The organism is Tatumella sp. JGM118 (assembly GCF_018257515.1).
Taxonomy (GTDB): domain Bacteria; phylum Pseudomonadota; class Gammaproteobacteria; order Enterobacterales; family Enterobacteriaceae; genus Tatumella; species Tatumella terrea.
This window is the reverse complement of record NZ_JAERJR010000005.1, coordinates 14779-39269: the sequence shown is the minus strand read 5'-3', so window position 1 is coordinate 39269 and position 24491 is coordinate 14779. Positions and strand designations below refer to the sequence as shown.

Below are 24491 nucleotides of genomic sequence, written 5' to 3'. Positions count from 1 at the left end.
CAGGGGGGAGCAATCAGGTGCAGGGATGGGCCTTAGTCTGCCGACTGCATCTGTTCCAGCTGCTCCTGAAGTTCCAGCCACTCCATTTCATAGCTGTCCAGCGCTGACTGGCTTTCAGCCTGTACCTTCAGGGCAGTGGTCAGGTCATCTTTACGGGCCGCATCGTACAGTTCCTGCTGACCGAGTAAAGCTTCATTCTCGCTGAGGGTATTCTGTAACAACGCCATTTGCTTTTCGATTTTCTCGATTTTTTTCCTGACCGGTTGCGTCAGTGCACGGAGTTCGGCGTCACGACGTTTCTGATCTTTACGGGCCTGGGCGGAATTGCCCTGAGTAACGGCAGGGGCCTCTTTGACCACGCTGTTTTTCTGCTGTTCCGTCAGCCATTGCTGGTAGTCTTCGAGATCGCCATCGAACACATCCACATTCCCGGCATCGACCAGATACAGATCATCAGTGGTCGCACGGATGAGGTGCCTGTCATGCGAAACGACCACCAGAGCGCCTTCATAATCGATCAGAGCTTCTGTCAGTGCCTGGCGCATATCCAGGTCAAGATGGTTGGTCGGTTCATCGAGCAGTAACAGATTAGGACGTTCCCAGACAATTAACGCCAGCACCAGCCGGGCCTTCTCTCCACCCGAGAAGCGTTTTGTCATCTCTGTGACTTTATCTCCCTGAAACCCGAAGCCGCCCAGATAATCCCGTAACTGCTGTTCGGTGACCTGCGGCGAGGCCTGACGCTGAAGGTGCTGTAACGGCGAGTCGTCTGCTCGCAGGTATTCAAGCTGATGCTGTGCGAAATAGCCTGCTTTAATGCCTTTCGCCAGAGAAACTTCGCCCTGCTGAGGAGATAACTCTCCGGCTAATAACTTAATCAGCGTCGATTTACCCGCCCCGTTGCGTCCCAGTAACCCGATGCGTGAACCGGGAACCAGATTAAGTTTTACCGAATTCAGGATCACCCGGTCATCATAGCCCGCGGTGACTTTCTCCATTTTCAGTAATGGGTTCGGCAGGCTCTCCGGAGGCAGAAAACTGAAGCTGAAAGGATTATCCACATGTGCCGGGGCAATGAGCTCCATGCGCTCCAGCATTTTTATCCGGCTCTGGGCCTGACGGGCTTTTGTCGCCTTGGCGCGAAAACGGTCGATATAGTGTTGCAGATGGGCGACTTTCGCCTGCTGGCTTTGATAAAGCGACTGTTGCTGGGCCAGTTTGGTGGCTCGCTGCCGTTCAAAGTCACTATAATTACCGGTGTATTCGAACAGGTTTTCCTGCTCAATATGCAAAATTTTATTCACGGTCGGATCAAGGAAATCCCGATCGTGGGAGATCAGTATCAGCGTGCCGGTATAACTCTTCAGCCAGCGTTCAAGCCAGATCACGGCATCGAGATCCAGGTGGTTCGTCGGTTCGTCAAGCAACAACAAATCTGAACGACAGATCAGCGCCTGTGCCAGATTCAGACGCATACGCCAGCCTCCCGAGAAATCTTTCACCGGGGCCTGTAATTGCTGTTGGGTAAATCCCAGACCATTCAGCAGGCTGGCCGCACGTGCCTGAATTGTCCAGGCCTGGACGGTATCAAGCTGAGCATGCAGCAGTGCAATGCGGTTACCGTCATTTTCTGCATTTGCCTGAGCCAGTTGCGATTCCAGATGGCGGAACTCCCGGTCACCGTCGATAACATACTCGATCGCCGGTTGATCCAGGGCCGGAGTTTCCTGATTTACCCAGGCCAGAGCCCAGTTCGAAGGAAAACTGACATTTCCGGCATCACTGGACGTTTCCCCTTTCAGAAGGGATAAAAGTGTGGATTTTCCGCAGCCATTTTTACCGACCAGGCCAACTTTTTGCCCGGGATTGATGGTGGCGGAAGCATTGTCCAGTAGCACGCGGGTGCCGCGTCGTATTTGTAGCGAAGAAAAGACAATCATAAGCGCCGTTTCGTCAGAATATGTTAAATTATCAGCTAAAGTGAACCAATGATTAAACAGAAAATTTCGTTATGTGCTGCATGGTAGCTGAAATAGTTATCCGTGACGATGATTTGGAGGGGAACAATGTCGACACAGCCCAAAATCCTGCTTCTTTATGCCCATCCTGAATCACAGGAGTCAGTCGCTAACAGGATCCTGCTGAAGACTGCACAACGTCAGGAAAACGTAACCGTACATGACCTTTATGCGTTCTACCCTGATTTTTTTATCGATATCCATTACGAGCAGCAACTGCTGCGGGAACATGACATCATCATTTTCCAGCATCCTCTCTATACTTATAGCTGCCCGGCGTTACTGAAAGAGTGGTTCGACCGGGTGCTGACCCGCGGATTTGCGATCGGCAATGGCGAGCAGGCGTTAGCCGGCAAGTACTGGCGCAGTGTGATAACGACCGGTGAACCGGAAACCGCTTATCATCAGCACGGCCTGAACCGGTACCCGATGAGCGATATCATGCGGCCCTTTGAACTGACGGCACAGGCCTGTCGTATGCATTGGTTAACACCGATGATTATTTATTCCGCCAGACGCCAGACGGGCAAGGCGATGACAACGTATGCCAGTGCTTACAGCGACTGGTTAGCCCAGCCATTACCACAGGGGGTAATTTAATGCAGGGACCAGGCCTGTTAACTGCGGGTGTAATTTATCTTGGGGCAGCGGTCATTGCTGTGCCTATTGCTGCCCGGTTGGGTATTGGTGCGGTACTGGGCTATCTGCTTGCGGGTATTGCTATCGGCCCCTGGGGTGTCGGGCTTATCAGTGATGTTGACGAAATACTGCATTTTTCGGAACTGGGTGTAGTTTTTCTGATGTTTATCATCGGCCTGGAACTGAACCCGGCCAAACTCTGGCAACTCCGGCGTTCTATTTTTGGGGTCGGTGCGGCCCAGGTCATCTTTTCGGCGGCCATTCTGGGCGGGTTGCTCTGGCTGACACATTTTTCCTGGCAGAGTGCCGTCATCGGCGGTATCGGGCTGGCGATGTCCTCTACCGCGATGGCTATTCAGCTGATGCGCGATAAAGGCATGAACCGTAGTGAGTCCGGTCAGCTTGGCTTTTCTGTCCTGCTGTTCCAGGATCTGGCGGTGATCCCGGCTCTGGCCCTGGTCCCGCTCCTTGCCGGGGGCAGTGATGGCGGACAGGCGACGGACTGGATAAAAGTAGGCATGAAGGTGCTGGCATTCGCGGGCATGCTGATTGGCGGCCGCTTTCTGCTGCGTCCGATTTTCCGCTTTATTGCCGGTTCGGCAGTGCGTGAAGTTTTTACCGCGGCGGCATTATTACTGGTGATCGGTTCAGCGCTGTTTATGGATGCGCTGGGACTGTCGATGGCGCTCGGGACCTTTATCGCCGGTATCCTGCTGGCCGAAAGTGAATACCGGCATGAACTTGAGGTGGCTATCGACCCCTTTAAGGGACTGCTGTTGGGGCTGTTCTTTATCTCGGTCGGGATGGCACTTAACCTGGGCGTGCTCTACACCCACATCACTGAGGTGATTATCGCCGTACTGGTGCTGGTCGCGGTTAAAGCGCTGGTCCTGTACATCCTGGCCCGCGTGTATGGTTTACGCAGTTCGGAACGTTTGCAGTTTGCGGGGGTATTGAGCCAGGGCGGGGAATTTGCGTTTGTGCTCTTCTCGGCGGCCTCCTCGGTGCATCTGTTTACCGGCGAACAACTGCCGATGTTACTCGTGACCGTGACGTTATCGATGATGACGACACCGTTACTGATGCAGGGTATCGATAAGATACTGATTCGACGTTTCAATAACTCAAAAGATGACCATGGCGAGAAGCATTATGTTGAGGATGATCAGCCTCAGGTGATCGTGGTGGGCTTCGGTCGTTTCGGTCAGGTCGTTGGTCGTCTGCTGATGGCCAATAATACCCGGATAACGGTACTGGAACGGGATATCAGCGCGGTCAGCCTGATGCGTAAGTATGGTTATAAAGTCTATTACGGCGATGCGACGGAACTGGAATTATTGCGGGCTGCCGGTGCAGAAGGGGCCGAGTCTATCGTCATCACCTGTAATGATCCGGAAGATGCGATGGCGATTGTTCAGTTGTGCCAGCACCATTTCCCGCACCTGAAAATTCTTGCACGCGCCCGCGGCCGTGTGGAAGCTCACGAACTTTTGCAGGCCGGGGTGACGCAGTTCAGCCGCGAAACCTTCTCCAGTGCGCTGGAGCTTGGACGGAAAACACTGGTTTCTGTGGGTATGCATCCCCATCAGGCAATGCGTGCGCAGCTTCATTTCCGTCGTCTCGATATGCGGATGCTACGTGAACTGATGCCAAATCATGATGATAGCGGACAAATCTCACGGGTACGGGAAGCCCGTCGCGAGCTGGAGGATATTTTCAACCGCGAAATGCAGCAGGAAAAGCAACAGCTGGATGGCTGGGATGAGTTTGAATAAGACGACCGAGGTGAGAGTGCTGTCGAAGGGCTTTCAACCGACAGGAGTACAGGATGGCGAAACGATTTATTGCCGGCGCCGTATGCCCGCACTGTCAGAAAACCGATACGCTGGCGATGTGGCGTGAAAACAATGTGGATGTGGTGGAATGCGTAAAGTGTGGTCACCAGATGCGTGAAGCGGATAAGCGGTTAGCGGATACACATGCAGGGGCCGGTAAAATTATCGGGGTATTCACGCCCGAATAGCGCGGGCATCAGGTTTTTTTTCCCTCTGTAACTTACAGAGGGATTGAATTTCGTTACAATTGCCACCACTAAGACCGGAGAGGAAATCAGTTTATGTTTTTCCCGGTCAGGACCTTTCTGGTTGGTGTTATTGCAGGCAAAAATAGACCAATGAGACGGGAATATAGCTCTCAACGGTTAGGAGATATCATGAAAGTAGCAAAAGACCTGGTTGTCAGCCTTGCTTATCAGGTACGTACAGAAGATGGGGTATTAGTTGATGAATCCCCTGCAAATGCACCGCTGGATTACCTGCACGGTCATGGTTCCCTGATTTCTGGTCTGGAAAAGGCACTGGAAAACCATGAAGCAGGTGATAAGTTTGACGTTAACATCCCGGCCAACGATGCGTACGGTCAGTATGATGACAACCTGGTTCAGCGTGTACCGAAAGACGTTTTTGTCGGTGTTGATGAACTGCAGGTAGGTATGCGTTTCCTGGCTGAAACCGATCAGGGCCCGGTACCGGTTGAAATCACCGAAGTCGGTGATGATTATGTTGTGGTTGATGGCAACCATATGCTGGCAGGCCAGAACCTGAGCTTCAATGTCGAAGTCATTGCTATCCGTGAAGCGACCGCTGAAGAGCTGGCCCACGGCCATGTGCACGGCGAAAATGGTCATGAGCATGGCCACGACCATGATCACGGTCAGGAAGGTTGCGGAACTGGCGGTTGCGGCTGCCACCACTAATCTGTCCTGAACAAAAAGCCGCTGACGAGCGGCTTTTTGTTGACCGCATTAATAATGCGGGGGCGGTATCTCTTCAGATTGCGGGGCAACCAATGACGGTGCTGCTGTCTTAAGCTTGTCAGCTAACAGACGGAATTGTTCACGTAATCTTGCCATCTCGAGTTCATGCCGGACCACAGTCTGGTTCAGCTCCTCGATAGTCAGTTCCTGAAAAGCAATTTTGCTTTCAAGCGCTTCCAGATGTTTTTCCCATTCGGTTATCTGCATTAGTTTTCCTCGCTGTCTCTTTGCGCGCCATGATGCGCGATCCCGGCATTTTATTCGAGTCCCGGTGGAGGGAAATTACCTGAATTTTGCAGACCAGCCACGTTGTAAACTTGAAATTTACTCTCATACCCCAATAATCTTTGAAACTTCCTGATGCAAAAAAGGTCGGAGGTTAACAGAGAATCATTGTGGTGGCAGTGTTAACACTGTCATATACCGTTATAGTGTGAGCAATTAAAACACAACAATCACCGGGGTCCTGGACTTCGGTTGGGAGATATGGATGAAATCATTGTTTAAAGTCTCATTGTTAGCGACCACCCTGGCTGTTGCGCTGAATGCACCTGCAGTTATGGCTGCAACATCAGCAACAACGACCACAGAGCAGGCACCGACCAATGCTGCATTTAAAGATCAGTCACAGCAATCGGCCTACGCTCTGGGGGCCTCTCTGGGTCGTTACATGGACAACTCTCTGAAGGAACAAGAGAAGCTTGGTATCAAGCTTGACAAAAAACTCCTGATTGCCGGTGTGCAGGATGCATTTGCAGGTAAGAGCAAATTATCTGATGCTGAAATTGAACAAACCCTGAAAACGTTTGAAGGGAATGTAAAAGCGGCAGCTCAGGCTAAAATGGAAAAAGACGCGAAAGAGAATGCAGAAAAAGGTGATGCATTCGCGGCGAAATTCGCGAAAGAAAGCGGCGTGAAGAAAACGGCCAGCGGCCTGCTTTACAAAGTAGAGAAAGAAGGGACTGGCCCGGCGCCGGTTGACAGCGATACGGTTGTCGTCAACTACAAAGGGACTCTGGTCAACGGGACTGAGTTCGACAACTCCTACAAGCGTGGCGAGCCTCTGACTTTCCGTCTTGACGGTGTGATCCCTGGCTGGACCGAAGGTCTGAAGCACGTGAAGAAAGGCGGTAAAATTGAGCTGGTGATCCCGCCAGACTTAGCTTACGGCCAGAACGGTGTTCCGGGTATCCCGCCAAATTCCACCCTGGTATTCCAGGTCGAATTACTGGATGTTAAACCGGCACCTAAAACTGACGATGCGGCTAAAGCACCGACAGCTGACAGCCAGACCAAAGCAGCCCAGTAATACTTTACACCGCCGCGCTCTGCGGCGGTGTCTTCCCCCCGCGCAGAATAAAAACGCTGGTTTATGTCATCGACATTTGCCAGACTGATCCCTCTGATGTTTTTACTATTTGAGTCTGCCCGGCAGTGCTTATGACAGGCTCCTGCTATGTAGGGTAATATCTGTGATGTCTAATCCTTTTAATCCTGGCGATGCCTCTGTTTATGAAATTCCGGAGCAACCGTCTTTTGAACCGTCAGACTACGAGATCCTGAAATCTTACGAGTCGGTCGTAGACGGTCTGGCGATGCTGATTGGGTCGCATTGTGAAATTGTGCTGCATTCTCTGGATAACCTGACGTGCTCAGCAATACGTATCGCCAATGGCGAGCATACCGGCAGACAGGTCGGCTCACCTATCACTGATTTGGCCCTGCGGATGTTACATGACCTGCAGGGGGAAGACAGTAATGTCTCCCGCGCCTACTTTACCCGCGCCAAGAGCGGGGTACTCATGAAATCGGTGACGATTGCCATTCGCAATCGTGAGCAGCGGGTTATCGGCTTATTGTGTATTAACATGAATCTGGATGTCCCGTTCTCTCAGATTATGTCGACGTTTATGCCTCCGGAACTGCATCAGGTAGATTCAAGCGTGAATTTTGCCAGTTCAGTGGATGACCTGGTGGCTCAGACATTGGAATTCACGATAGAAGAGGTCACTAATGACCGGAATGTCGCGAATAATGCAAAGAACAGACAGATCGTGCTGAACCTCTATGAAAAAGGCATTTTCGATATTAAAGATGCGATTAATCAGGTCGCCGATCGGTTGGATATCTCCAAACATACGGTATATCTCTATATCCGGCAGTTTAAAAACGGTGAATTTCAGGGAGGCGATCGCTGATGCGCTATGCATTGCTGGTGACCGGCGCACCTTACGGGACGCAGCAATCGACCAGTGCACTGCTGTTTGCCCGTGCACTTCTTGCTGCCGGCCAGCAACTGGATACGGTGTTCTTCTACCGTGAAGGCGTTCTCAATGCCAACCTGCTGACGGCACCCGCCAGTGACGAAGTGGATATTGTACGGGAATGGCAAAAGCTGCATGAACAGCACGGTACCGGCTTGCATATCTGCGTGGCCGCGGCGTTACGGCGTGGGGTCATTGATTCCGCAGAGGCGGCCCGGTTACAGTTACCCGTCGCAAACCTGCAACAAGGATTTGTACTGGCAGGCCTTGGCGCCTTTGCTGAAGCTGCATTAACCTGTGATCGTCTGGTAGAGTTCTGATGAATCGTGTCGCGTTTATTTTCACCTCGGCTCCGCATGGTAGCAGTGCAGGGCGGGAAGGGCTGGATGCGTTGCTGGCCACCGCTGCTCTGAATGATCAGTGCGGAGTGTTTTTTCTGGGAGACGGTGTCCTCCAGTTACTGCCGGGCCAGCAGCCTGATAAAATTTTGTCACGACATTATGCGGCAACGTTCGGTGTATTATCACTTTATGACATTGAGCAATGTTATTTATGTAAGGCGTCGCTGACCCGTCGGGGGATCCCGGAGGAGACGGCATGGATACTGAATGCGGAAATCCTGGAACCAATGGCGTTAAGGCATTGTCTGAATAATTACGACAGAATCGTCACCTTCTGAGATAAAACTACCCATGTTACATACATTAATGCATTCACCCTGGCAGAGTGATGTTACGGGCCGTATCTCATTGCTGGGCGCGGATGATGACGTCTTACTGTTACAGGATGGCGTACTGGCAGCCCTTAAAGGTAATCCTTTCGCGGAAATGCTGCTGGCATCCCCCGCAACAATTTATGTGCTGGAAGATGACCTTCAGGCCCGCGGCCTGGCTGAACAAATTTCACCCAATATGCACAAGGTAGGCTATAATGGGTTCGTTGAATTAACGATTCGTCACCCACAACAGCTCGCCTGGTAGCACAGAAGTATTGGTTATTTCTTGACACCTTTTAGGCGTGGCCCTAAAATTCTGCGTCCTCGTAGAAATACGAGGCGATTTATTACGTGTTTACGAAGCAAAAGCTAAATCCAGGAGCTATTTAATGGCAACAGTTAACCAGCTGGTTCGCAAACCACGCGTACGCAAAGTTGCAAAAAGCAACGTGCCTGCGCTGGAAGCCTGCCCGCAGAAACGTGGTGTTTGTACTCGTGTATATACTACCACTCCTAAAAAACCGAACTCCGCACTGCGTAAAGTATGTCGTGTTCGCCTGACCAACGGTTTCGAAGTGACTTCGTACATCGGTGGTGAAGGTCATAACCTGCAGGAACACTCCGTGATCCTGATCCGTGGCGGTCGTGTTAAAGACTTGCCAGGTGTGCGTTACCACACTGTTCGCGGTGCACTTGACTGTTCAGGTGTTAAAGACCGTAAGCAAGCGCGTTCTAAGTACGGTGTGAAGAAGCCAAAGGCTTAATGGAACTCCGTTAAGTAAGGCCAAACGTTTTAATATAAATGTCAGAATAAACTCGTAGAGTTTTGGACAATCCTGAATTATCAACGGAGAATTTCCATGCCACGTCGTCGTGTTATTGGTCAACGTAAAATCCTGCCAGATCCTAAGTTCGGATCTGAATTACTGGCCAAATTTGTAAACATTCTGATGGTAGACGGTAAAAAATCTACTGCAGAATCTATCGTTTATACTGCGCTTGAGACCCTGGCTCAGCGCTCCGGTAAATCTGAACTGGAAGCATTCGATGTAGCTCTCGAAAACGTGCGTCCTACAGTAGAAGTTAAATCCCGCCGTGTCGGTGGTTCTACTTATCAGGTTCCGGTTGAAGTCCGTCCGGTTCGTCGTAATGCCCTGGCAATGCGTTGGATCGTAGAAGCTGCTCGTAAACGCGGTGATAAATCTATGGCTTTACGCCTGGCGAACGAACTTTCTGATGCTGCAGAAAACAAAGGTACTGCAGTTAAGAAACGTGAAGACGTTCACCGTATGGCTGAAGCCAACAAGGCGTTCGCTCACTACCGCTGGTAATCACCACGGTGTAGTTGTTAACCCGGCGGACGCTTCTGAAGCAAACCCGCCGTGGTTTACTTACAATGAACGTCCGAGAATCAGAGGAATCAAATGGCTCGTACAACACCCATTGCCCGCTACCGTAACATTGGTATCAGTGCACACATCGACGCCGGTAAAACCACAACTACCGAGCGTATTCTGTTCTACACCGGTGTAAACCATAAAATCGGTGAAGTTCATGATGGTGCTGCAACCATGGACTGGATGGCTCAGGAGCAGGAACGTGGTATTACTATCACCTCCGCTGCTACCACCGCTTTCTGGTCTGGTATGGCAAAACAATTTGAACCACACCGCGTCAATATCATTGATACCCCGGGACACGTTGACTTTACTATCGAAGTAGAGCGTTCAATGCGTGTTCTGGATGGTGCAGTCATGGTTTACTGCGCGGTCGGCGGCGTTCAGCCTCAGTCTGAGACTGTATGGCGTCAGGCGAACAAATATAAAGTTCCACGTATCGCGTTCGTTAACAAAATGGACCGTATGGGTGCTAACTTCCTGAAAGTTGTTGGCCAGATCAAAAGCCGTCTGGGTGCTAACCCTGTTCCATTGCAGCTGGCAATCGGTGCAGAAGAAGGCTTCACCGGTGTTGTTGACCTGGTGAAAATGAAAGCCATCAACTGGAACGAAGCAGACGCAGGTGTAACCTTCGAATACGAAGAAATCCCTGCTGATCTGGTCGATCTGGCTGACGAGTGGCACCAGAACCTGGTTGAAGCCGCTGCAGAAGCTTCTGAAGAGCTGATGGAGAAATACCTCGGCGGTGAAGAACTGACTGAAGAAGAGATCAAACAAGCTCTGCGTCAGCGCGTTCTGAACAACGAAATCATCCTGGTGACCTGTGGTTCTGCATTTAAGAACAAAGGTGTTCAGGCGATGCTGGATGCAGTTATCGAGTACCTGCCATCTCCGACTGACGTACCTGCGATTAAAGGTATGCTGGATGACGGTAAAGATACTCCTGCAGAGCGTCACGCTGATGATAACGAACCGTTCTCAGCACTGGCATTTAAAATTGCTAACGACCCGTTCGTTGGTAACCTGACGTTCTTCCGTGTCTATTCCGGTATTGTTAACTCCGGTGACACCGTACTGAACTCAGTAAAATCTGCACGTGAGCGTTTCGGCCGTATCGTTCAGATGCACGCTAACAAGCGTGAAGAAATCAGCGAAGTCCGTGCGGGCGATATCGCCGCAGCTATCGGTCTGAAAGATGTGATTACTGGTGATACCCTGTGTGATCCAAGCGCGCCGATCATTCTGGAGCGTATGGAATTCCCTGAGCCGGTAATCTCTATCGCCGTTGAACCAAAAACCAAAGCTGACCAGGAAAAAATGGGTCTGGCTCTGGGTCGTCTGGCTAAAGAAGATCCATCTTTCCGTGTATGGACTGATGAAGAATCTAACCAGACTATCATCGCTGGTATGGGTGAGTTGCACCTGGATATTATCGTTGACCGTATGAAGCGTGAATTTAACGTCGAAGCGAACGTGGGTAAACCACAGGTTGCTTACCGTGAAGCTATCCGCGCTAAAGTCACCGATATCGAAGGTAAACACGCCAAGCAGTCTGGTGGTCGTGGTCAGTACGGTCATGTTGTTATCGACATGTACCCGCTGGAGCCAGGTAAGAACCCGGATGGTTACGAATTTATCAACGACATCAAAGGTGGTGTAATCCCAACGGAATACATCCCTGCGGTTGATAAAGGTATCCAGGAGCAGCTGAAATCAGGTCCACTGGCGGGTTACCCGGTAGTAGATCTGGGTGTTCGTCTGCACTTTGGTTCTTACCATGACGTTGACTCCTCTGAGCTGGCGTTTAAACTGGCGGCTTCTATCGCCTTTAAAGATGGCTTCAAGAAAGCAACTCCGGTTCTGCTTGAGCCAATCATGAAGGTTGAAGTAGAAACTCCGGAAGAAAACACCGGTGATGTCATCGGTGACCTGAGCAGACGTCGTGGTATGCTTAAAGGGCAGGAATCTAACGCAACTGGCGTTGAGATTCACGCAGAAGTTCCGCTGTCTGAAATGTTCGGATATGCAACTCAGCTGCGTTCACTGACCAAAGGTCGTGCTTCTTACTCCATGGAGTTCCTGAAGTATGACGATGCGCCAAACAACGTTGCGCAGGCCGTTATTGAAGCTCGTGGTAAGTAATACCACGGTTTAATTTTGAACAGATGCCTTCATCAGATGATGAAGGCATAACGTAAGGAATATCGCCATGGCGAAAGAGCAATTTCAACGTAACAAACCACACGTTAACGTCGGTACTATCGGCCACGTTGACCACGGTAAAACCACTCTGACTGCAGCAATCACTACCGTACTGGCTAAACACTACGGCGGTGCTGCACGTGACTTCGCGCAGATCGATAACGCGCCTGAAGAAAAAGCACGTGGTATTACCATCAATACTTCACACGTAGAATACGAAACCCCGACCCGTCACTATGCACACGTTGACTGCCCGGGCCACGCCGACTACGTTAAAAACATGATCACCGGTGCTGCACAGATGGACGGCGCTATCCTGGTTGTTGCTGCGACTGACGGCCCTATGCCTCAGACCCGTGAGCACATCCTGCTGGGCCGCCAGGTAGGCGTTCCTTACATCATCGTGTTCCTGAACAAATGTGACATGGTTGATGATGAAGAGCTGCTGGAACTGGTAGAAATGGAAGTTCGTGACCTGCTGTCACAGTACGACTTCCCGGGTGACGACACGCCAATCGTTCGCGGTTCAGCGCTGAAAGCACTGGAAGGCGAAGGTGAGTGGGAAGAGAAAATCCTGGAGCTGGCTGGCTTCCTGGATTCTTACATCCCTGAGCCAGAGCGTGCTATCGATCAGCCGTTCCTGCTGCCAATCGAAGACGTATTCTCAATCTCCGGCCGTGGTACTGTTGTTACCGGTCGTGTAGAGCGCGGGATCATCAAAGTCGGTGAAGAAGTTGAAATCGTTGGTATCAAAGATACTGCGAAATCAACCTGTACCGGTGTTGAAATGTTCCGTAAGCTGCTGGACCAGGGTCAGGCAGGTGAGAACGTTGGTGTTCTGCTGCGTGGTATCAAGCGTGAAGAGATCGAACGTGGTCAGGTTCTGGCTAAACCAGGTTCAATCAAACCACACACCCAGTTCGAGTCAGAAGTTTATATTCTGTCTAAAGACGAAGGCGGCCGTCATACTCCGTTCTTCAAAGGCTACCGTCCACAGTTCTACTTCCGTACAACTGACGTGACCGGAACCATCGAACTGCCGGAAGGCGTAGAGATGGTAATGCCAGGTGACAACATCAAAATGGTTGTTACCCTGATCCACCCAATCGCGATGGATGACGGTCTGCGTTTCGCAATCCGTGAAGGTGGTCGTACTGTAGGTGCAGGTGTTGTTGCTAAAGTTATCGCTTAATTGCCGATAGTTTAGAAACATCCTGATGAGAAGGGCGCATAAGCGCCCTTTTTTTATGGCTGCAGACAGAGAACCAAAGCCATAAATGAAAATCCTTATTGTAATGCAAACCATTCTCATCTATGATGGTGCATGAAAAATATACAGTAAGGTCAGGGTTGTAATATGTATGTTTGTTTATGTCATGGCATCAGCGACAAATCTATCCGCGCGGTTATCCGTCAGCATCAGCCATCGTCACTGAAAGAATTACAACGTTTTGTCCCGGTCGGAACACAGTGTGGTAAATGTCTGCGGTCTGCACGACAAATACTGGAGCATGAACAGGACTCAATGGTCATCTATCTCCGCTCCGCCTGACTTCTTTTATCTATAAGAAAACCGCCTGCTTTATAGCCTTTCTGTCTTTTGACTTCCGGGAGCTCCCAACTACTCTGAAAGTAACTGGAAGCGGAGGAAGTACTATGAAAGGCGATAAGAAAGTTATAACTCATCTGAATAAACTTCTCGGTAATGAACTGGTGGCTATCAATCAGTATTTTCTGCATGCCCGTATGTTCCGAAACTGGGGTCTGAGCCGGCTCAATGATATTGAGTATCATGAGTCGATAGATGAAATGAAACATGCTGATAAATACATCGAGCGTATTTTATTTCTGGAAGGTATCCCTAACCTGCAGGATCTTGGAAAATTACGCATCGGCGAGGATGTGGAAGAAATGCTGCGGTCAGATCTCAGCCTGGAACTTGAAGGTGCGACTGATTTACGTGAAGCCATCGCCCATGCCGATAAAGTCCATGATTATGTGACGCGGGATCTGCTGATAGAAATCCTTGCCGATGAAGAGCACCATATCGACTGGCTGGAAACAGAGCTCGAATTGATTACCCGCGTGGGTATACAGAATTATATTCAGACTCAGATTAAAGAGCAGGCAGCCGGATAGGCAGATTCTGCACCAGAAACCAGCATGCACCCGCTATCGATAAAAAATATCCGAACGGTAGCGGGAGCGAATCCCGGAAACTGGTCATTAATGTTCGCCGGTAAATCAGTTCGCACAACGCATAAGCGGAGGCGATGATGATAACCGGTGCCAGAGACTGCCAGCCATTCCATGCCCCGATAGCCGCCAGCAATTTCATATCCCCTTCACCGATCCCCTCCCTGTACCGGTAGTGACGATACCCCAGGTTAATCACATACAAAAAAAGATACCCGCAACAGACCCCCAATAGCCGTGAGTACAGGTCAGGATAAGTAAAGGCCGGAGAAAGCAGCAACCCGGACCACAGGAGAATAAATACCATCCCGTCCGGTAGCAGCATATACCGGCGGTCGGTACTGGCCAGCAGACAGAGCAAGGAATAATTGAGTAAGGCTGCCGCCCATTGGAAAGGGGAAGGAAAGATCGTACTGACCGATAGCCAAAAAAGCCCCGTCAGGATTTCCATATACAGCAGGTGAACGGGCAGAGCCTGCCGGCAATAGCGACAGGCTCCCAATAATCCGATGAAGCTGATGACGGGAATAAGTTCGAACCAGGCAAGCGGATGGTGACACTGCGTACAGGAAGAGGGCGGTATTACCAGCGCCCGCAGAGAGCAGGGGAGGGACTTACCTGGTAAATAACGGTCAGCCAGGAGTGCGATGAAACTTCCGTGGATACTGCCAAGAATAAAGATGAAGAGTAGCAACATACACCTCTTTGCAGACGAGACTCCCGTAAGAGTGCCGCAGGGGGTTGCAGAGGCAAAGCGGGGAAATGACAGTGCGAGTGCCGGGTTCCGGGATGTATCATCGCAGTACAAAACTATCTTCCGGGGCCGGAGAGATGATGCAATAGTATCGGTTAAAAACGAAGCACCCCTTGCCAAGCGCTGAAATATACGTATAATGCGCGGGCTTGCTGAAATTAGCAGCGCGATTCGAGCAGAATCGCAGGCACGCGATTTGCGTCGCCTGACAATACTCCCGATTGGGGAGTTATATGCTGAACGATTACACTCCCCCATCAATCGTAATGGGTGTGAGGAGTAATTATTTTTGTTTATAAAATGTTTGGAGCTCTGGTCTCATGCAGAACCAAAGAATCCGTATCCGTCTTAAAGCGTTTGATCATCGTCTGATCGATCAATCAACCGCGGAAATCGTTGAGACTGCCAAGCGCACTGGTGCGCAGGTTCGTGGTCCAATCCCGCTGCCGACTCGTAAAGAGCGCTTTACCGTTCTGATTTCTCCGCATGTTAACAAAGATGCGCGCGATCAGTACGAAATTCGCACTCACAAACGTCTGGTTGACATCGTCGAGCCAACTGAAAAGACCGTTGATGCTCTGATGCGTCTGGATCTGGCTGCCGGTGTTGATGTGCAGATCAGCCTGGGTTAATCAGGTTACGAGCGATTAAGAGGTTGATACAATGATTGGATTAGTCGGTAAGAAAGTGGGCATGACTCGCATCTTCAATGAAGAAGGCGTATCTATCCCTGTAACCGTAATCGAAGTTGAAGCAAACCGTGTTACCCAGGTCAAAGGTCTGGAGAACGATGGTTACCAGGCTATTCAGGTGACTACCGGCGCTAAAAAAGCAAGCCGTGTAACTAAACCAGAAGCTGGTCATTTTGCTAAAGCTGGCGTTGAAGCTGGCCGTGGCCTGTGGGAATTCCGCACCGAAGGTGAAGAATTTACCGTTGGTCAGAGCATCAGTGTTGATATCTTCGCTGACGTGAAAAAAGTAGACGTAACTGGCACCTCTAAAGGTAAAGGTTTCGCAGGTACCGTTAAGCGCTGGAACTTCCGTACCCAGGACGCAACTCACGGTAACTCCTTGTCACACCGCGTACCGGGTTCTATCGGTCAGAACCAGACTCCGGGCAAAGTGTTCAAAGGCAAGAAAATGGCAGGTCAGCTGGGTAACGAACGTGTGACCGTTCAGAGCCTGGAAGTCGTTCGCGTAGACGCTGAGCGCAACCTGCTGCTGGTTAAAGGTGCAGTTCCCGGTGCTACCGGTAGCGACCTGATTGTAAAACCAGCTGTTAAGGCGTAAGGGGATAGCAATGGAATTAGTATTGAAAGACGCGCAGAGCGCGCTGACTGTTTCCGAAACTACCTTCGGTCGTGATTTTAACGAAGCGCTGGTACACCAGGTTGTTGTCGCTTACGCAGCAGGCGCCCGTCAGGGTACCCGTGGTCAGAAGACCCGCGCTGAAGTTACTGGCTCTGGTAAAAAACCATGGCGCCAGAAAGGCACCGGCCGCGCACGTGCAGGTTCTGTTAAGAGCCCAATCTGGCGTTCAGGTGGTGTGACTTTTGCTGCTAAGACTCAAGATCACAGTCAGAAAGTTAACAAAAAGATGTACCGCGGAGCGCTGAAAAGCATTCTGTCTGAACTGGTACGTCAGGAACGTTTGATCGTTGTCGAACAGTTCTCTGTAGAAGCGCCTAAAACTAAGCTGCTGGCACAGAAACTGAAAGACATGGCTCTGGAAGATGTACTGATCGTCACCGGTGAACTGGATGAGAATCTGTTCCTGGCAGCACGTAACCTGTTCAAGGTTGACGTACGTGATGCAGCAGGCATTGACCCAGTTAGCCTGATCGCCTTCGACAAAGTCGTTATGACTGCTGATGCAGTTAAGCAAGTTGAGGAGATGCTGGCATGATCCGTGAAGAACGTCTGCTGAAAGTCGTGCGCGCGCCGCACGTATCTGAAAAAGCGTCTACTGCGATGGAAAAAACAAATACCATCGTTCTCAAAGTTGCAAAAGACGCAACCAAAGCAGAGATCGTTGCTGCCGTAGAAAAGCTGTTCGAAGTTGAAGTTAAAGACGTAAACACCCTGGTTGTTAAAGGGAAAGTTAAGCGTCACGGACAGCGTATTGGTCGTCGTAGCGACTGGAAAAAAGCTTACGTCACCCTGAAAGAAGGCCAGAATCTGGACTTCGTCGGCGGCGCAGAGTAAGTCGGAGGAGAGAAACAATGGCAATTGTTAAATGTAAACCGACATCTCCGGGTCGTCGCCATGTAGTTAAAGTGGTGAACCCTGAGCTGCACAAGGGCAAACCTTTTGCTCCGCTGCTGGAAAAAAACAGCAAAAGCGGTGGCCGTAATAATAACGGTCGTATCACTACCCGTCATATCGGTGGTGGTCACAAGCAGGCTTACCGTATTATTGACTTCAAACGCAATAAAGATGGTATCCCGGCTGTCGTTGAACGTCTTGAGTACGATCCGAACCGCTCTGCGAACATCGCACTGGTTCTGTACAAAGACGGTGAACGCCGTTATATCCTGGCCCCTAAAGGTCTGAAAGCTGGCGACCAGATCCAATCTGGTAGTGATGCTGCGATTAAAGCAGGTAACACCCTGCCGATGCGTAATATCCCGGTCGGTTCAACTGTACACAACGTAGAAATGAAACCAGGTAAAGGCGGTCAGATTGCTCGCTCTGCTGGTACTTACGTGCAGATCGTTGCGCGTGATGGTTCCTACGTAACCCTGCGTCTGCGTTCAGGTGAAATGCGTAAAGTCGAAGCTGACTGCCGCGCAACACTGGGCGAAGTCGGTAACGCTGAGCATATGCTGCGCGTTCTGGGTAAAGCAGGTGCAACTCGCTGGCGTGGTGTTCGTCCTACCGTTCGCGGTACTGCGATGAACCCAGTCGATCACCCGCACGGTGGTGGTGAAGGTCGTAACTTTGGTAAGCACCCGGTCACTCCGTGGGGCGTTCAGACCAAAGGTAAGAAGACCCGTAGCAACAAGCGTACTGATAAATTTATCGTACGTCGCCGTAGCAAATAATTTTAGAGGATAAACCATGCCACGTTCTCTCAAGAAAGGTCCTTTTATTGACCTGCACTTGCTGAAGAAGGTAGAGAAAGCGGTGGAAAGCGGTGACAAGAAGCCCCTGCGCACCTGGTCCCGTCGTTCAACGATCTTTCCTAACATGATCGGTTTGACCATCGCTGTCCATAATGGTCGTCAGCACGTACCTGTCTTTGTTTCCGACGAAATGGTTGGACACAAGCTGGGTGAATTTGCGCCGACTCGTACTTATCGCGGTCACGCGGCTGATAAAAAAGCCAAGAAGAAATAAGGTAGGAGGAAGAGATGGAAACTATCGCTAAACATCGCCATGCTCGTTCTTCTGCTCAGAAGGTTCGCCTGGTTGCGGATCTTGTACGCGGTAAGAAAGTGTCGCAGGCTCTGGATATCCTGACCTACACCAATAAGAAAGCAGCCTTACTGGTTAAGAAAGTCCTGGAATCTGCCATTGCTAACGCCGAACACAACGATGGCGCTGACATCGACGATCTGAAAGTCACGAAAATTTTCGTCGACGAAGGCCCTAGCATGAAGCGCATTATGCCGCGTGCTAAAGGTCGTGCAGATCGCATCCTGAAGCGCACCAGCCACATTACTGTGGTTGTGTCCGATCGCTGAGACTCTGGAGACTAGCAATGGGTCAGAAAGTACATCCTAATGGTATTCGCCTGGGTATTGTAAAACCCTGGAACTCTACATGGTTCGCAAATACCAACGAATTCGCTGACAACCTGGACAGCGATTTTAAAGTTCGTCAGTATCTGAATAAAGAACTGGCAAAAGCGTCTGTATCTCGCATCGTTATCGAACGTCCAGCGAAAAGCATCCGTGTGACTATTCACACTGCTCGCCCTGGTATCGTTATCGGTAAGAAAGGTGAAGACGTAGAAAAACTGCGTAATGTCGTCGCGAAAATCGCTGGCGTCCCTGCGCAGATCAATATCGCCGAAGTCCGTAAACCGGAACTGGACGCTAAATTGGTTGCTGACAGCATCACTTCACAGCTGGAACGTCGTGTTATGTTCCGTCGTGCTATGAAGCGTGCTGTACAGAACGCAATGCGTCTGGGCGCTAAAGGTATTAAAGTTGAAGTCAGTGGCCGTCTGGGCGGTGCTGAAATCGCGCGTACTGAATGGTACCGTGAAGGTCGCGTTCCATTGCATACTCTGCGTGCGGACATCGACTACAACACCTCTGAAGCGCACACCACTTATGGTGTAATCGGCGTTAAGGTATGGATCTTCAAAGGTGAGATCCTGGGTGGTATGGCTGCTGTTGAACAATCGGAAAAACCGGCTGCTCAACCTAAAAAGCAGCAGCGTAAAGGCCGTAAGTAAGGAGAGTCGCTGATGTTACAACCAAAGCGTACGAAATTCCGTAAAGTGCACAAAGGCCGTAACCGCGGTCTGGCTGCTGGTACGGATATTAGCTTCGGTACTTTCGGTCTGAAAGCTGTTGGCCGTGGTCGTCTGACTGCCCGTCAGATCGAAGCAGCACGTCGTGCTATGACCCGTGCAGTTAAGCGTCAAGGTAAAATCTGGATCCGTGTATTCCCGGACAAACCAATTACCGAGAAGCCGCTTGAAGTTCGTATGGGTAAAGGTAAGGGTAACGTAGAGTATTGGGTTGCCCTAATCCAGCCTGGTAAAGTCCTGTATGAAATGGACGGCGTATCAGAAGAGCTGGCCCGTGAGGCATTCAAGCTGGCAGCAGCAAAACTGCCTATCAAAACCACCTTTGTAACTAAGACGGTGATGTAATGAAAGCAATTGAGCTGCGTGAAAAAAGTGTTGAAGAGCTAAACACTGAGCTGCTTAACCTGTTGCGTGAGCAGTTTAACCTGCGCATGCAAGCAGCATCCGGCCAGCTGCAGCAGACCCATCTGCTGAAGCAGGTTCGTCGTGATGTTGCACGCGTTAAGACTTTACTGACTGAGAAGGCGGGTGCGTAATGACCGATAAAATCCGTACTCTGCAAGGTCGTGTTGTTAGTGACAAAATGCAGAAATCTGCGGTTGTTGCTATCGAACGTTTCGTGAAACACCCGATTTACGGTAAATTCATTAAGCGTACGACTAAGCTGCACATCCATGATGAGAACAACGAATGTGGTATTGGTGACGTGGTAATTATCCGCGAATGCCGTCCACTGTCTAAGACTAAGTCCTGGACACTTGTTCGCATTGTGGAAAAAGCGATTCTGTAATAGAATCACTTTTCTGTGAAAAATAGATGAACGGCTCGTCTGAGCCGTTCATTTTTTCTACCCATCTACGAGAACCGGTGTTATAATGCCGCGCCCTCGATAATGGGGCTTTTAATCGACCTGAAGTTAGGTCCCGAAGTAGTAGTTGACATTAGCGGAGCACTAAAATGATCCAAGAACAGACTATGCTGAACGTCGCCGACAACTCCGGTGCACGTCGCGTAATGTGTATCAAGGTTCTGGGTGGCTCGCACCGTCGCTACGCAGGCGTCGGCGACATTATTAAAGTTACCATCAAGGAAGCAATTCCACGTGGTAAAGTTAAGAAAGGTGACGTCCTGAAGGCGGTAGTGGTGCGCACCAGGAAGGGTGTTCGTCGCCCTGACGGTTCTGTCATTCGCTTCGATGGTAATGCATGCGTTATTTTAAACAATAACAGCGAGCAACCCGTCGGAACGCGTATTTTTGGGCCGGTAACTCGTGAACTTCGTACTGAAAAGTTCATGAAAATTATCTCTCTGGCACCTGAAGTACTCTAAGGAGCGAATCATGGCAGCGAAAATCCGTCTCAACGACGAAGTTATCGTGCTTACCGGTAAAGATAAAGGTAAACGCGGTAAAGTAAAAAATGTTTTGTCTTCTGGCAAAGTCATCATTGAAGGTATCAACCTGGTTAAGAAACATCAGAAGCCGGTCCCGGCCCTGAACCAACCAGGTGGCATCGTTGAAAAAGAAGCTGCTATTCAGGTTTCTAACGTTGCACTTTTCAATGCGGCAACCGGTAAGGCTGACCGTGTAGGCTTTAGATTCGAAGACGGCAAAAAAGTCCGTTTCTTCAAGTCTAACAGCGAAACTATCAAGTAATTTGGAGTAGTACGATGGCGAAACTGCATGATTACTACAAAGACGAAGTAGTTAAGAAACTCATGACTGAGTTTAACTACAATTCAGTCATGCAAGTCCCTCGGGTCGAGAAGATCACCCTGAACATGGGTGTTGGTGAAGCGATCGCTGACAAGAAACTGCTGGACAATGCAGCAGCGGATCTGACAGCAATCTCCGGTCAAAAGCCGTTGATCACCAAAGCACGCAAATCTGTTGCAGGCTTCAAAATCCGTCAGGGCTATCCGATCGGCTGTAAAGTAACTCTGCGCGGCGAGCGTATGTGGGAGTTCCTTGAGCGCCTGATCATCATTGCTGTACCTCGTATCCGTGACTTCCGTGGTTTATCTGCGAAGTCTTTCGACGGTCGTGGTAACTACAGCATGGGTGTCCGTGAGCAGATCATCTTCCCAGAAATCGATTACGATAAAGTCGATCGCGTCCGTGGTTTGGATATTACCATTACCACTACTGCGAAATCTGATGATGAAGGCCGTGCTCTGCTGGCAGCCTTTGACTTCCCGTTCCGCAAGTAAGGTAGGGTTAATTCATGGCTAAGCAATCTATGAAAGCACGCGAAGTTAAGCGTGTAAAATTAGCAGACAAGTTCTTCGCGAAACGCACTGAACTGAAAGCGATCATCTCTGATGTGAACGCTTCTGACGAAGATCGTTGGAATGCTGTTCTTAAGCTTCAGGCTCTGCCGCGTGATTCCAGCCCGTCCCGTCAGCGTAACCGCTGCCGCCAAACTGGCCGTCCACATGGCTATGTAGGTAAGTTCGGGTTGAGCCGCATCAAGTTACGTGAAGCCGCCATGCGCGGTGAAGTACCTGGCTTGAAAAAGGCTAGCTGGTAATTGTCACCAATTGAATCACGGGAGTAAAGACTGATGAGCATGCAAGATCCGATCGCGGATATGCTGACCCGTATCCGTAACGGTCAGACCGCGAACAAAGTTGCGGTCACCATGCCTTCCTCCAAGCTGAAAGTGGCAATTGCCAACGTGCTGAAGGAAGAAGGTTATATTGAAGATTTTAAAATCGAAGGCGACATCAAGCCAGAACTGGAATTAACTCTTAAGTATTTCCAGGGCAAGGCTGTTGTAGAAAGCATTCAGCGTGTAAGCCGTCCAGGTCTGCGTATTTATAAGCGCAAAGACGAACTGCCAAAAATCATGGCAGGGATGGGTATCGCAGTTGTTTCTACTTCTAAAGGTGTTATGACTGATCGTGCAGCGCGCCAGGCTGGTCTTGGCGGCGAAATTATCTGCTACGTAGCTTAATCGGAGGATTCAATGTCTCGTGTTGCTAAAGCACCTGTCGTTATTCCTGCCGGCGTAGAGGTAAAACTCAACGGTCAGGAAATTTCGGTAAAAGGTAAAAACGGCGAGCTGGCTCGTACTATCAATAAAGCTGTTGAAGTTAAGCAGGCTGACAATCAGCTGACTTTCGCTCCACGCGAAGGTTTTGCAGATGGTTGGGCTCAGGCAGGTACGACTCGTGCGCTGCTGAACTCAATGGTTATCGGTGTTACCGAAGGCTTCACCAAGAAGCTGCAGCTGGTTGGTGTTGGTTATCGTGCTGCTGTTAAAGGCAATGCAGTTAATCTGTCACTGGGTTTTTCACACCCGGTTGAACATCAGCTGCCTGCAGGCATCACTGCCGAGTGTCCGACTCAAACTGAAATCGTGCTGAAAGGCGCTGATAAGCAGGTGATCGGCCAGGTTGCAGCTGACTTGCGCGCCTACCGTCGTCCTGAGCCTTATAAAGGCAAGGGTGTCCGTTACGCCGACGAAGTCGTGCGTACCAAAGAGGCTAAGAAGAAGTAAGGTAACACTATGGATAAGAAATCTGCTCGTATCCGTCGTGCGACCCGTGCACGTCGCAAGCTCAAAGAGCTGGGTGCTACTCGCCTGGTGGTACATCGTACCCCGCGTCATATTTACGCACAGGTAATCGCTCCGAACGGTTCCGAAGTTCTGGTTGCTGCTTCTACTGTAGAAAAAGCTATCTCTGAACAACTGAAGTACACTGGAAATAAAGACGCTGCAATTGCTGTTGGTAAAGCAATCGCAGAACGCGCTGTAGAGAAAGGCATCACTGCTGTTTCTTTCGATCGCTCTGGTTTCCAATATCATGGTCGTGTCCAGGCACTGGCAGATGCTGCCCGTGAAGCTGGCCTTCAGTTCTAAGGTAGAGGTCTAGGATGTCACACATCGAGAAACAAGCTGGCGAACTGCAGGAAAAACTGATCGCGGTAAACCGTGTATCTAAAACCGTTAAAGGTGGTCGTATCTTCTCCTTCACAGCTCTGACTGTAGTGGGTGATGGTAACGGTCGCGTTGGTTTTGGTTACGGTAAAGCGCGTGAAGTTCCAGCAGCTATCCAGAAAGCGATGGAAAAAGCCCGTCGCAACATGGTTAATGTCGCGCTGAATAACGGTACCCTGCAGCACCCTGTTAAAGGTGTTCACACAGGTTCCCGCGTATTCATGCAGCCGGCTTCAGAAGGTACTGGTATCATCGCCGGTGGTGCAATGCGCGCCGTTCTGGAAGTCGCCGGAATTCATAACGTACTGGCTAAAACCTATGGTTCTACTAACCCGATCAACGTGGTTCGTGCAACTATTGATGGCCTGAGCAATATGAATTCTCCTGAGATGGTCGCTGCTAAGCGTGGTAAAACCGTCGAAGAAATTCTGGGGTAATTATCATGGCAAAGACTATTAAAATTACTCAAACCCGTAGTGCAATCGGTCGTCTGCCTAAACATAAGGCAACACTGCTTGGCCTGGGTCTGCGTCGCATTGGTCATACTGTAGAACGTGAGGATACTCCTGCGGTTCGCGGTATGGTTAACGCGGTTTCCTACATGGTTAAAGTGGAGGAGTAAGAGATGCGTTTAAATACTCTGTCTCCGGCCGAAGGGTCTAAGCACGCTTCCAAACGTCTGGGTCGTGGTATTGGTTCCGGTCTCGGTAAAACCGGTGGTCGTGGTCACAAAGGTCAGAACTCACGTTCTGGCGGTGGCGTACGTCGCGGTTTCGAGGGTGGCCAGATGCCTTTATACCGTCGTCTGCCAAAATTTGGTTTCACTTCTCGCAAATCAATGGTCACAGCCGAAGTTCGTCTGTCTGACCTTGCGAAAGTAGAAGGCGGTATTGTCGATCTGAACACGCTGAAAGCAGCTAACATTATCGGAATTCAGATTGAATTCGCGAAAGTTATTCTGTCTGGCGAAGTTTCTGCTCCGGTAACGGTTCGTGGTCTGCGTGTCACTAAAGGTGCTCGTGCTGCAATCGAAGCTGCTGGCGGTAAAATTGAGGACTAAGTGAGCT

39 protein-coding genes are annotated in these 24491 nt (G+C 50.2%); 36 read left to right on the top strand and 3 right to left on the bottom strand.

All coding sequences use genetic code 11. The features are described from left to right. Positions 1–32 precede the first annotated feature (32 nt). Positions 33–1940 carry an ABC transporter ATP-binding protein gene (locus JK223_RS07090; RefSeq protein ID WP_212713502.1) on the bottom strand — a complete coding sequence of 636 codons (1908 nt, stop codon included), beginning with the start codon at positions 1938–1940 and terminating at the stop codon, positions 33–35. A gap of 126 nt (positions 1941–2066) precedes the next feature. Here JK223_RS07090 and kefG point away from each other — a divergent pair, with 126 nt between their 5' ends. The 4 genes from kefG to slyD all read left to right on the top strand — a co-directional run bounded on the left by kefG (position 2067) and on the right by slyD (position 5412). Continuing rightward, positions 2067–2618 carry a glutathione-regulated potassium-efflux system ancillary protein KefG gene (gene kefG, locus JK223_RS07085; RefSeq protein ID WP_212713500.1) on the top strand — a complete coding sequence of 184 codons (552 nt, stop codon included), beginning with the start codon at positions 2067–2069 and terminating at the stop codon, positions 2616–2618. Beyond that, positions 2618–4432 (top strand): glutathione-regulated potassium-efflux system protein KefB, encoded by a 1815-nt coding sequence (gene kefB, locus JK223_RS07080; RefSeq protein WP_212713499.1) that lies wholly within the window; start codon positions 2618–2620, stop codon positions 4430–4432. Before kefG ends, kefB begins: the two co-directional genes overlap by 1 nt. Positions 4433–4485: 53 nt before the next feature. After that, on the top strand, positions 4486–4680 hold the full coding sequence (locus JK223_RS07075) for a YheV family putative zinc ribbon protein (protein WP_212713498.1): 195 nt from the start codon (positions 4486–4488) through the stop codon (positions 4678–4680). Positions 4681–4869: 189 nt separating this feature from the next. Then, entirely contained in the window at positions 4870–5412 is a 543-nt protein-coding gene (gene slyD / locus JK223_RS07070; RefSeq protein ID WP_212713496.1) for a peptidylprolyl isomerase, read from the top strand. 48 nt (positions 5413–5460) lie between these two features. On the opposite strand, the gene JK223_RS07065 is transcribed toward slyD, so the two are convergent. Beyond that, on the bottom strand, positions 5461–5679 hold the full coding sequence (locus tag JK223_RS07065; RefSeq protein WP_212713495.1) for a SlyX family protein: 219 nt from the start codon (positions 5677–5679) through the stop codon (positions 5461–5463). A 283-nt stretch (positions 5680–5962) separates the two neighbouring features. Here JK223_RS07065 and fkpA point away from each other — a divergent pair, with 283 nt between their 5' ends. The 11 genes from fkpA (at position 5963) to bfr (ending at position 14189) form a co-directional block, all read left to right on the top strand. Then, a complete protein-coding gene (gene fkpA, locus JK223_RS07060) occupies positions 5963–6781 on the top strand; it encodes an FKBP-type peptidyl-prolyl cis-trans isomerase (RefSeq protein ID WP_212713494.1) in 819 nt (272 codons plus the stop codon). Positions 6782–6947: 166 nt separating this feature from the next. Beyond that, entirely contained in the window at positions 6948–7670 is a 723-nt protein-coding gene (locus JK223_RS07055; protein ID WP_212713492.1) for a transcriptional regulator, read from the top strand. Continuing rightward, positions 7670–8056 (top strand): sulfurtransferase complex subunit TusD, encoded by a 387-nt coding sequence (gene tusD, locus JK223_RS07050; RefSeq protein WP_212713490.1) that lies wholly within the window; start codon positions 7670–7672, stop codon positions 8054–8056. The genes JK223_RS07055 and tusD overlap by 1 nt, the downstream gene beginning before the upstream one ends. After that, a complete protein-coding gene (gene tusC / locus JK223_RS07045; protein ID WP_212713489.1) occupies positions 8056–8415 on the top strand; it encodes a sulfurtransferase complex subunit TusC in 360 nt (119 codons plus the stop codon). The genes tusD and tusC overlap by 1 nt, the downstream gene beginning before the upstream one ends. 13 nt (positions 8416–8428) lie before the next feature. After that, positions 8429–8716: a sulfurtransferase complex subunit TusB gene (tusB, locus tag JK223_RS07040; RefSeq protein WP_212713488.1), complete on the top strand. Its 288-nt coding sequence runs from the start codon at positions 8429–8431 to the stop codon at positions 8714–8716. 124 nt (positions 8717–8840) lie between these two features. Next, a complete protein-coding gene (gene rpsL / locus JK223_RS07035) occupies positions 8841–9215 on the top strand; it encodes a 30S ribosomal protein S12 (RefSeq protein ID WP_003852912.1) in 375 nt (124 codons plus the stop codon). Between the two features lie 96 nt (positions 9216–9311). After that, positions 9312–9782 (top strand): 30S ribosomal protein S7, encoded by a 471-nt coding sequence (gene rpsG / locus JK223_RS07030; protein WP_025901459.1) that lies wholly within the window; start codon positions 9312–9314, stop codon positions 9780–9782. 93 nt (positions 9783–9875) lie between these two features. Continuing rightward, positions 9876–11990, top strand: a complete 2115-nt coding sequence (gene fusA / locus JK223_RS07025; RefSeq protein WP_212713486.1) for an elongation factor G — start codon at positions 9876–9878, stop codon at positions 11988–11990. Between the two features lie 67 nt (positions 11991–12057). Further along, complete coding sequence (tuf, locus tag JK223_RS07020) at positions 12058–13242, top strand: elongation factor Tu (protein ID WP_111678312.1); 1185 nt, start codon at positions 12058–12060, stop codon at positions 13240–13242. Between the two features lie 165 nt (positions 13243–13407). After that, on the top strand, positions 13408–13602 hold the full coding sequence (bfd, locus tag JK223_RS07015; protein ID WP_212713485.1) for a bacterioferritin-associated ferredoxin: 195 nt from the start codon (positions 13408–13410) through the stop codon (positions 13600–13602). Positions 13603–13706: 104 nt separating this feature from the next. Beyond that, positions 13707–14189: a bacterioferritin gene (bfr, locus tag JK223_RS07010; RefSeq protein ID WP_212713484.1), complete on the top strand. Its 483-nt coding sequence runs from the start codon at positions 13707–13709 to the stop codon at positions 14187–14189. Here bfr and JK223_RS07005 read toward each other — a convergent pair. Continuing rightward, positions 14167–14943, bottom strand: a complete 777-nt coding sequence (locus JK223_RS07005; RefSeq protein WP_212713483.1) for an A24 family peptidase — start codon at positions 14941–14943, stop codon at positions 14167–14169. The two genes, bfr and JK223_RS07005, sit on opposite strands and share 23 nt — an antisense overlap. A 377-nt stretch (positions 14944–15320) precedes the next feature. On the opposite strand from JK223_RS07005, the gene rpsJ reads away from it, so the two are divergent. The 21 genes from rpsJ (at position 15321) to rplO (ending at position 24484) form a co-directional block, all read left to right on the top strand. Beyond that, complete coding sequence (gene rpsJ, locus JK223_RS07000) at positions 15321–15632, top strand: 30S ribosomal protein S10 (RefSeq protein WP_001181005.1); 312 nt, start codon at positions 15321–15323, stop codon at positions 15630–15632. Between the two features lie 31 nt (positions 15633–15663). After that, on the top strand, positions 15664–16290 hold the full coding sequence (rplC, locus tag JK223_RS06995) for a 50S ribosomal protein L3 (protein ID WP_025902051.1): 627 nt from the start codon (positions 15664–15666) through the stop codon (positions 16288–16290). Between the two features lie 10 nt (positions 16291–16300). Beyond that, positions 16301–16906 (top strand): 50S ribosomal protein L4, encoded by a 606-nt coding sequence (rplD, locus tag JK223_RS06990; protein ID WP_212713482.1) that lies wholly within the window; start codon positions 16301–16303, stop codon positions 16904–16906. Beyond that, positions 16903–17205 (top strand): 50S ribosomal protein L23, encoded by a 303-nt coding sequence (rplW, locus tag JK223_RS06985; RefSeq protein ID WP_007891652.1) that lies wholly within the window; start codon positions 16903–16905, stop codon positions 17203–17205. The genes rplD and rplW overlap by 4 nt, the downstream gene beginning before the upstream one ends. Positions 17206–17222: 17 nt before the next feature. Beyond that, a complete protein-coding gene (rplB, locus tag JK223_RS06980; RefSeq protein ID WP_025902048.1) occupies positions 17223–18044 on the top strand; it encodes a 50S ribosomal protein L2 in 822 nt (273 codons plus the stop codon). Between the two features lie 16 nt (positions 18045–18060). Then, positions 18061–18339, top strand: coding sequence for a 30S ribosomal protein S19 (rpsS, locus tag JK223_RS06975; protein WP_001138115.1), 279 nt, complete (start codon positions 18061–18063; stop codon positions 18337–18339). A 14-nt stretch (positions 18340–18353) separates the two neighbouring features. Then, a complete protein-coding gene (rplV, locus tag JK223_RS06970; RefSeq protein ID WP_025902047.1) occupies positions 18354–18686 on the top strand; it encodes a 50S ribosomal protein L22 in 333 nt (110 codons plus the stop codon). Positions 18687–18703: 17 nt separating this feature from the next. Next, entirely contained in the window at positions 18704–19405 is a 702-nt protein-coding gene (rpsC, locus tag JK223_RS06965; RefSeq protein ID WP_025902046.1) for a 30S ribosomal protein S3, read from the top strand. A gap of 12 nt (positions 19406–19417) precedes the next feature. Continuing rightward, the gene (rplP, locus tag JK223_RS06960) at positions 19418–19828 is read left to right on the top strand and encodes a 50S ribosomal protein L16 (RefSeq protein WP_025902045.1); all 411 of its coding nucleotides are present in this window, start codon (positions 19418–19420) and stop codon (positions 19826–19828) included. Next, positions 19828–20019 (top strand): 50S ribosomal protein L29, encoded by a 192-nt coding sequence (gene rpmC, locus JK223_RS06955; RefSeq protein ID WP_212713481.1) that lies wholly within the window; start codon positions 19828–19830, stop codon positions 20017–20019. Before rplP ends, rpmC begins: the two co-directional genes overlap by 1 nt. After that, positions 20019–20273: a 30S ribosomal protein S17 gene (gene rpsQ, locus JK223_RS06950; RefSeq protein WP_025902043.1), complete on the top strand. Its 255-nt coding sequence runs from the start codon at positions 20019–20021 to the stop codon at positions 20271–20273. The genes rpmC and rpsQ overlap by 1 nt, the downstream gene beginning before the upstream one ends. A gap of 167 nt (positions 20274–20440) precedes the next feature. Beyond that, the gene (rplN, locus tag JK223_RS06945) at positions 20441–20812 is read left to right on the top strand and encodes a 50S ribosomal protein L14 (protein WP_025902042.1); all 372 of its coding nucleotides are present in this window, start codon (positions 20441–20443) and stop codon (positions 20810–20812) included. Between the two features lie 10 nt (positions 20813–20822). Further along, entirely contained in the window at positions 20823–21137 is a 315-nt protein-coding gene (gene rplX / locus JK223_RS06940; protein ID WP_025902041.1) for a 50S ribosomal protein L24, read from the top strand. Between the two features lie 14 nt (positions 21138–21151). Beyond that, entirely contained in the window at positions 21152–21691 is a 540-nt protein-coding gene (rplE, locus tag JK223_RS06935) for a 50S ribosomal protein L5 (protein ID WP_025902040.1), read from the top strand. 14 nt (positions 21692–21705) lie between these two features. Further along, positions 21706–22011, top strand: a complete 306-nt coding sequence (gene rpsN, locus JK223_RS06930) for a 30S ribosomal protein S14 (protein WP_025902039.1) — start codon at positions 21706–21708, stop codon at positions 22009–22011. Between the two features lie 33 nt (positions 22012–22044). After that, complete coding sequence (rpsH, locus tag JK223_RS06925) at positions 22045–22437, top strand: 30S ribosomal protein S8 (protein ID WP_212713480.1); 393 nt, start codon at positions 22045–22047, stop codon at positions 22435–22437. A gap of 12 nt (positions 22438–22449) precedes the next feature. Beyond that, a complete protein-coding gene (gene rplF, locus JK223_RS06920) occupies positions 22450–22983 on the top strand; it encodes a 50S ribosomal protein L6 (protein ID WP_025902037.1) in 534 nt (177 codons plus the stop codon). Positions 22984–22992: 9 nt separating this feature from the next. Continuing rightward, complete coding sequence (rplR, locus tag JK223_RS06915; RefSeq protein WP_025902036.1) at positions 22993–23346, top strand: 50S ribosomal protein L18; 354 nt, start codon at positions 22993–22995, stop codon at positions 23344–23346. 14 nt (positions 23347–23360) lie between these two features. Then, entirely contained in the window at positions 23361–23861 is a 501-nt protein-coding gene (gene rpsE, locus JK223_RS06910) for a 30S ribosomal protein S5 (RefSeq protein WP_025902035.1), read from the top strand. Positions 23862–23866: 5 nt separating this feature from the next. Further along, positions 23867–24046, top strand: a complete 180-nt coding sequence (gene rpmD / locus JK223_RS06905) for a 50S ribosomal protein L30 (protein WP_004846568.1) — start codon at positions 23867–23869, stop codon at positions 24044–24046. Between the two features lie 3 nt (positions 24047–24049). Continuing rightward, on the top strand, positions 24050–24484 hold the full coding sequence (gene rplO, locus JK223_RS06900; protein WP_212713479.1) for a 50S ribosomal protein L15: 435 nt from the start codon (positions 24050–24052) through the stop codon (positions 24482–24484). The last annotated feature ends 7 nt before the right edge of the window (positions 24485–24491 follow it).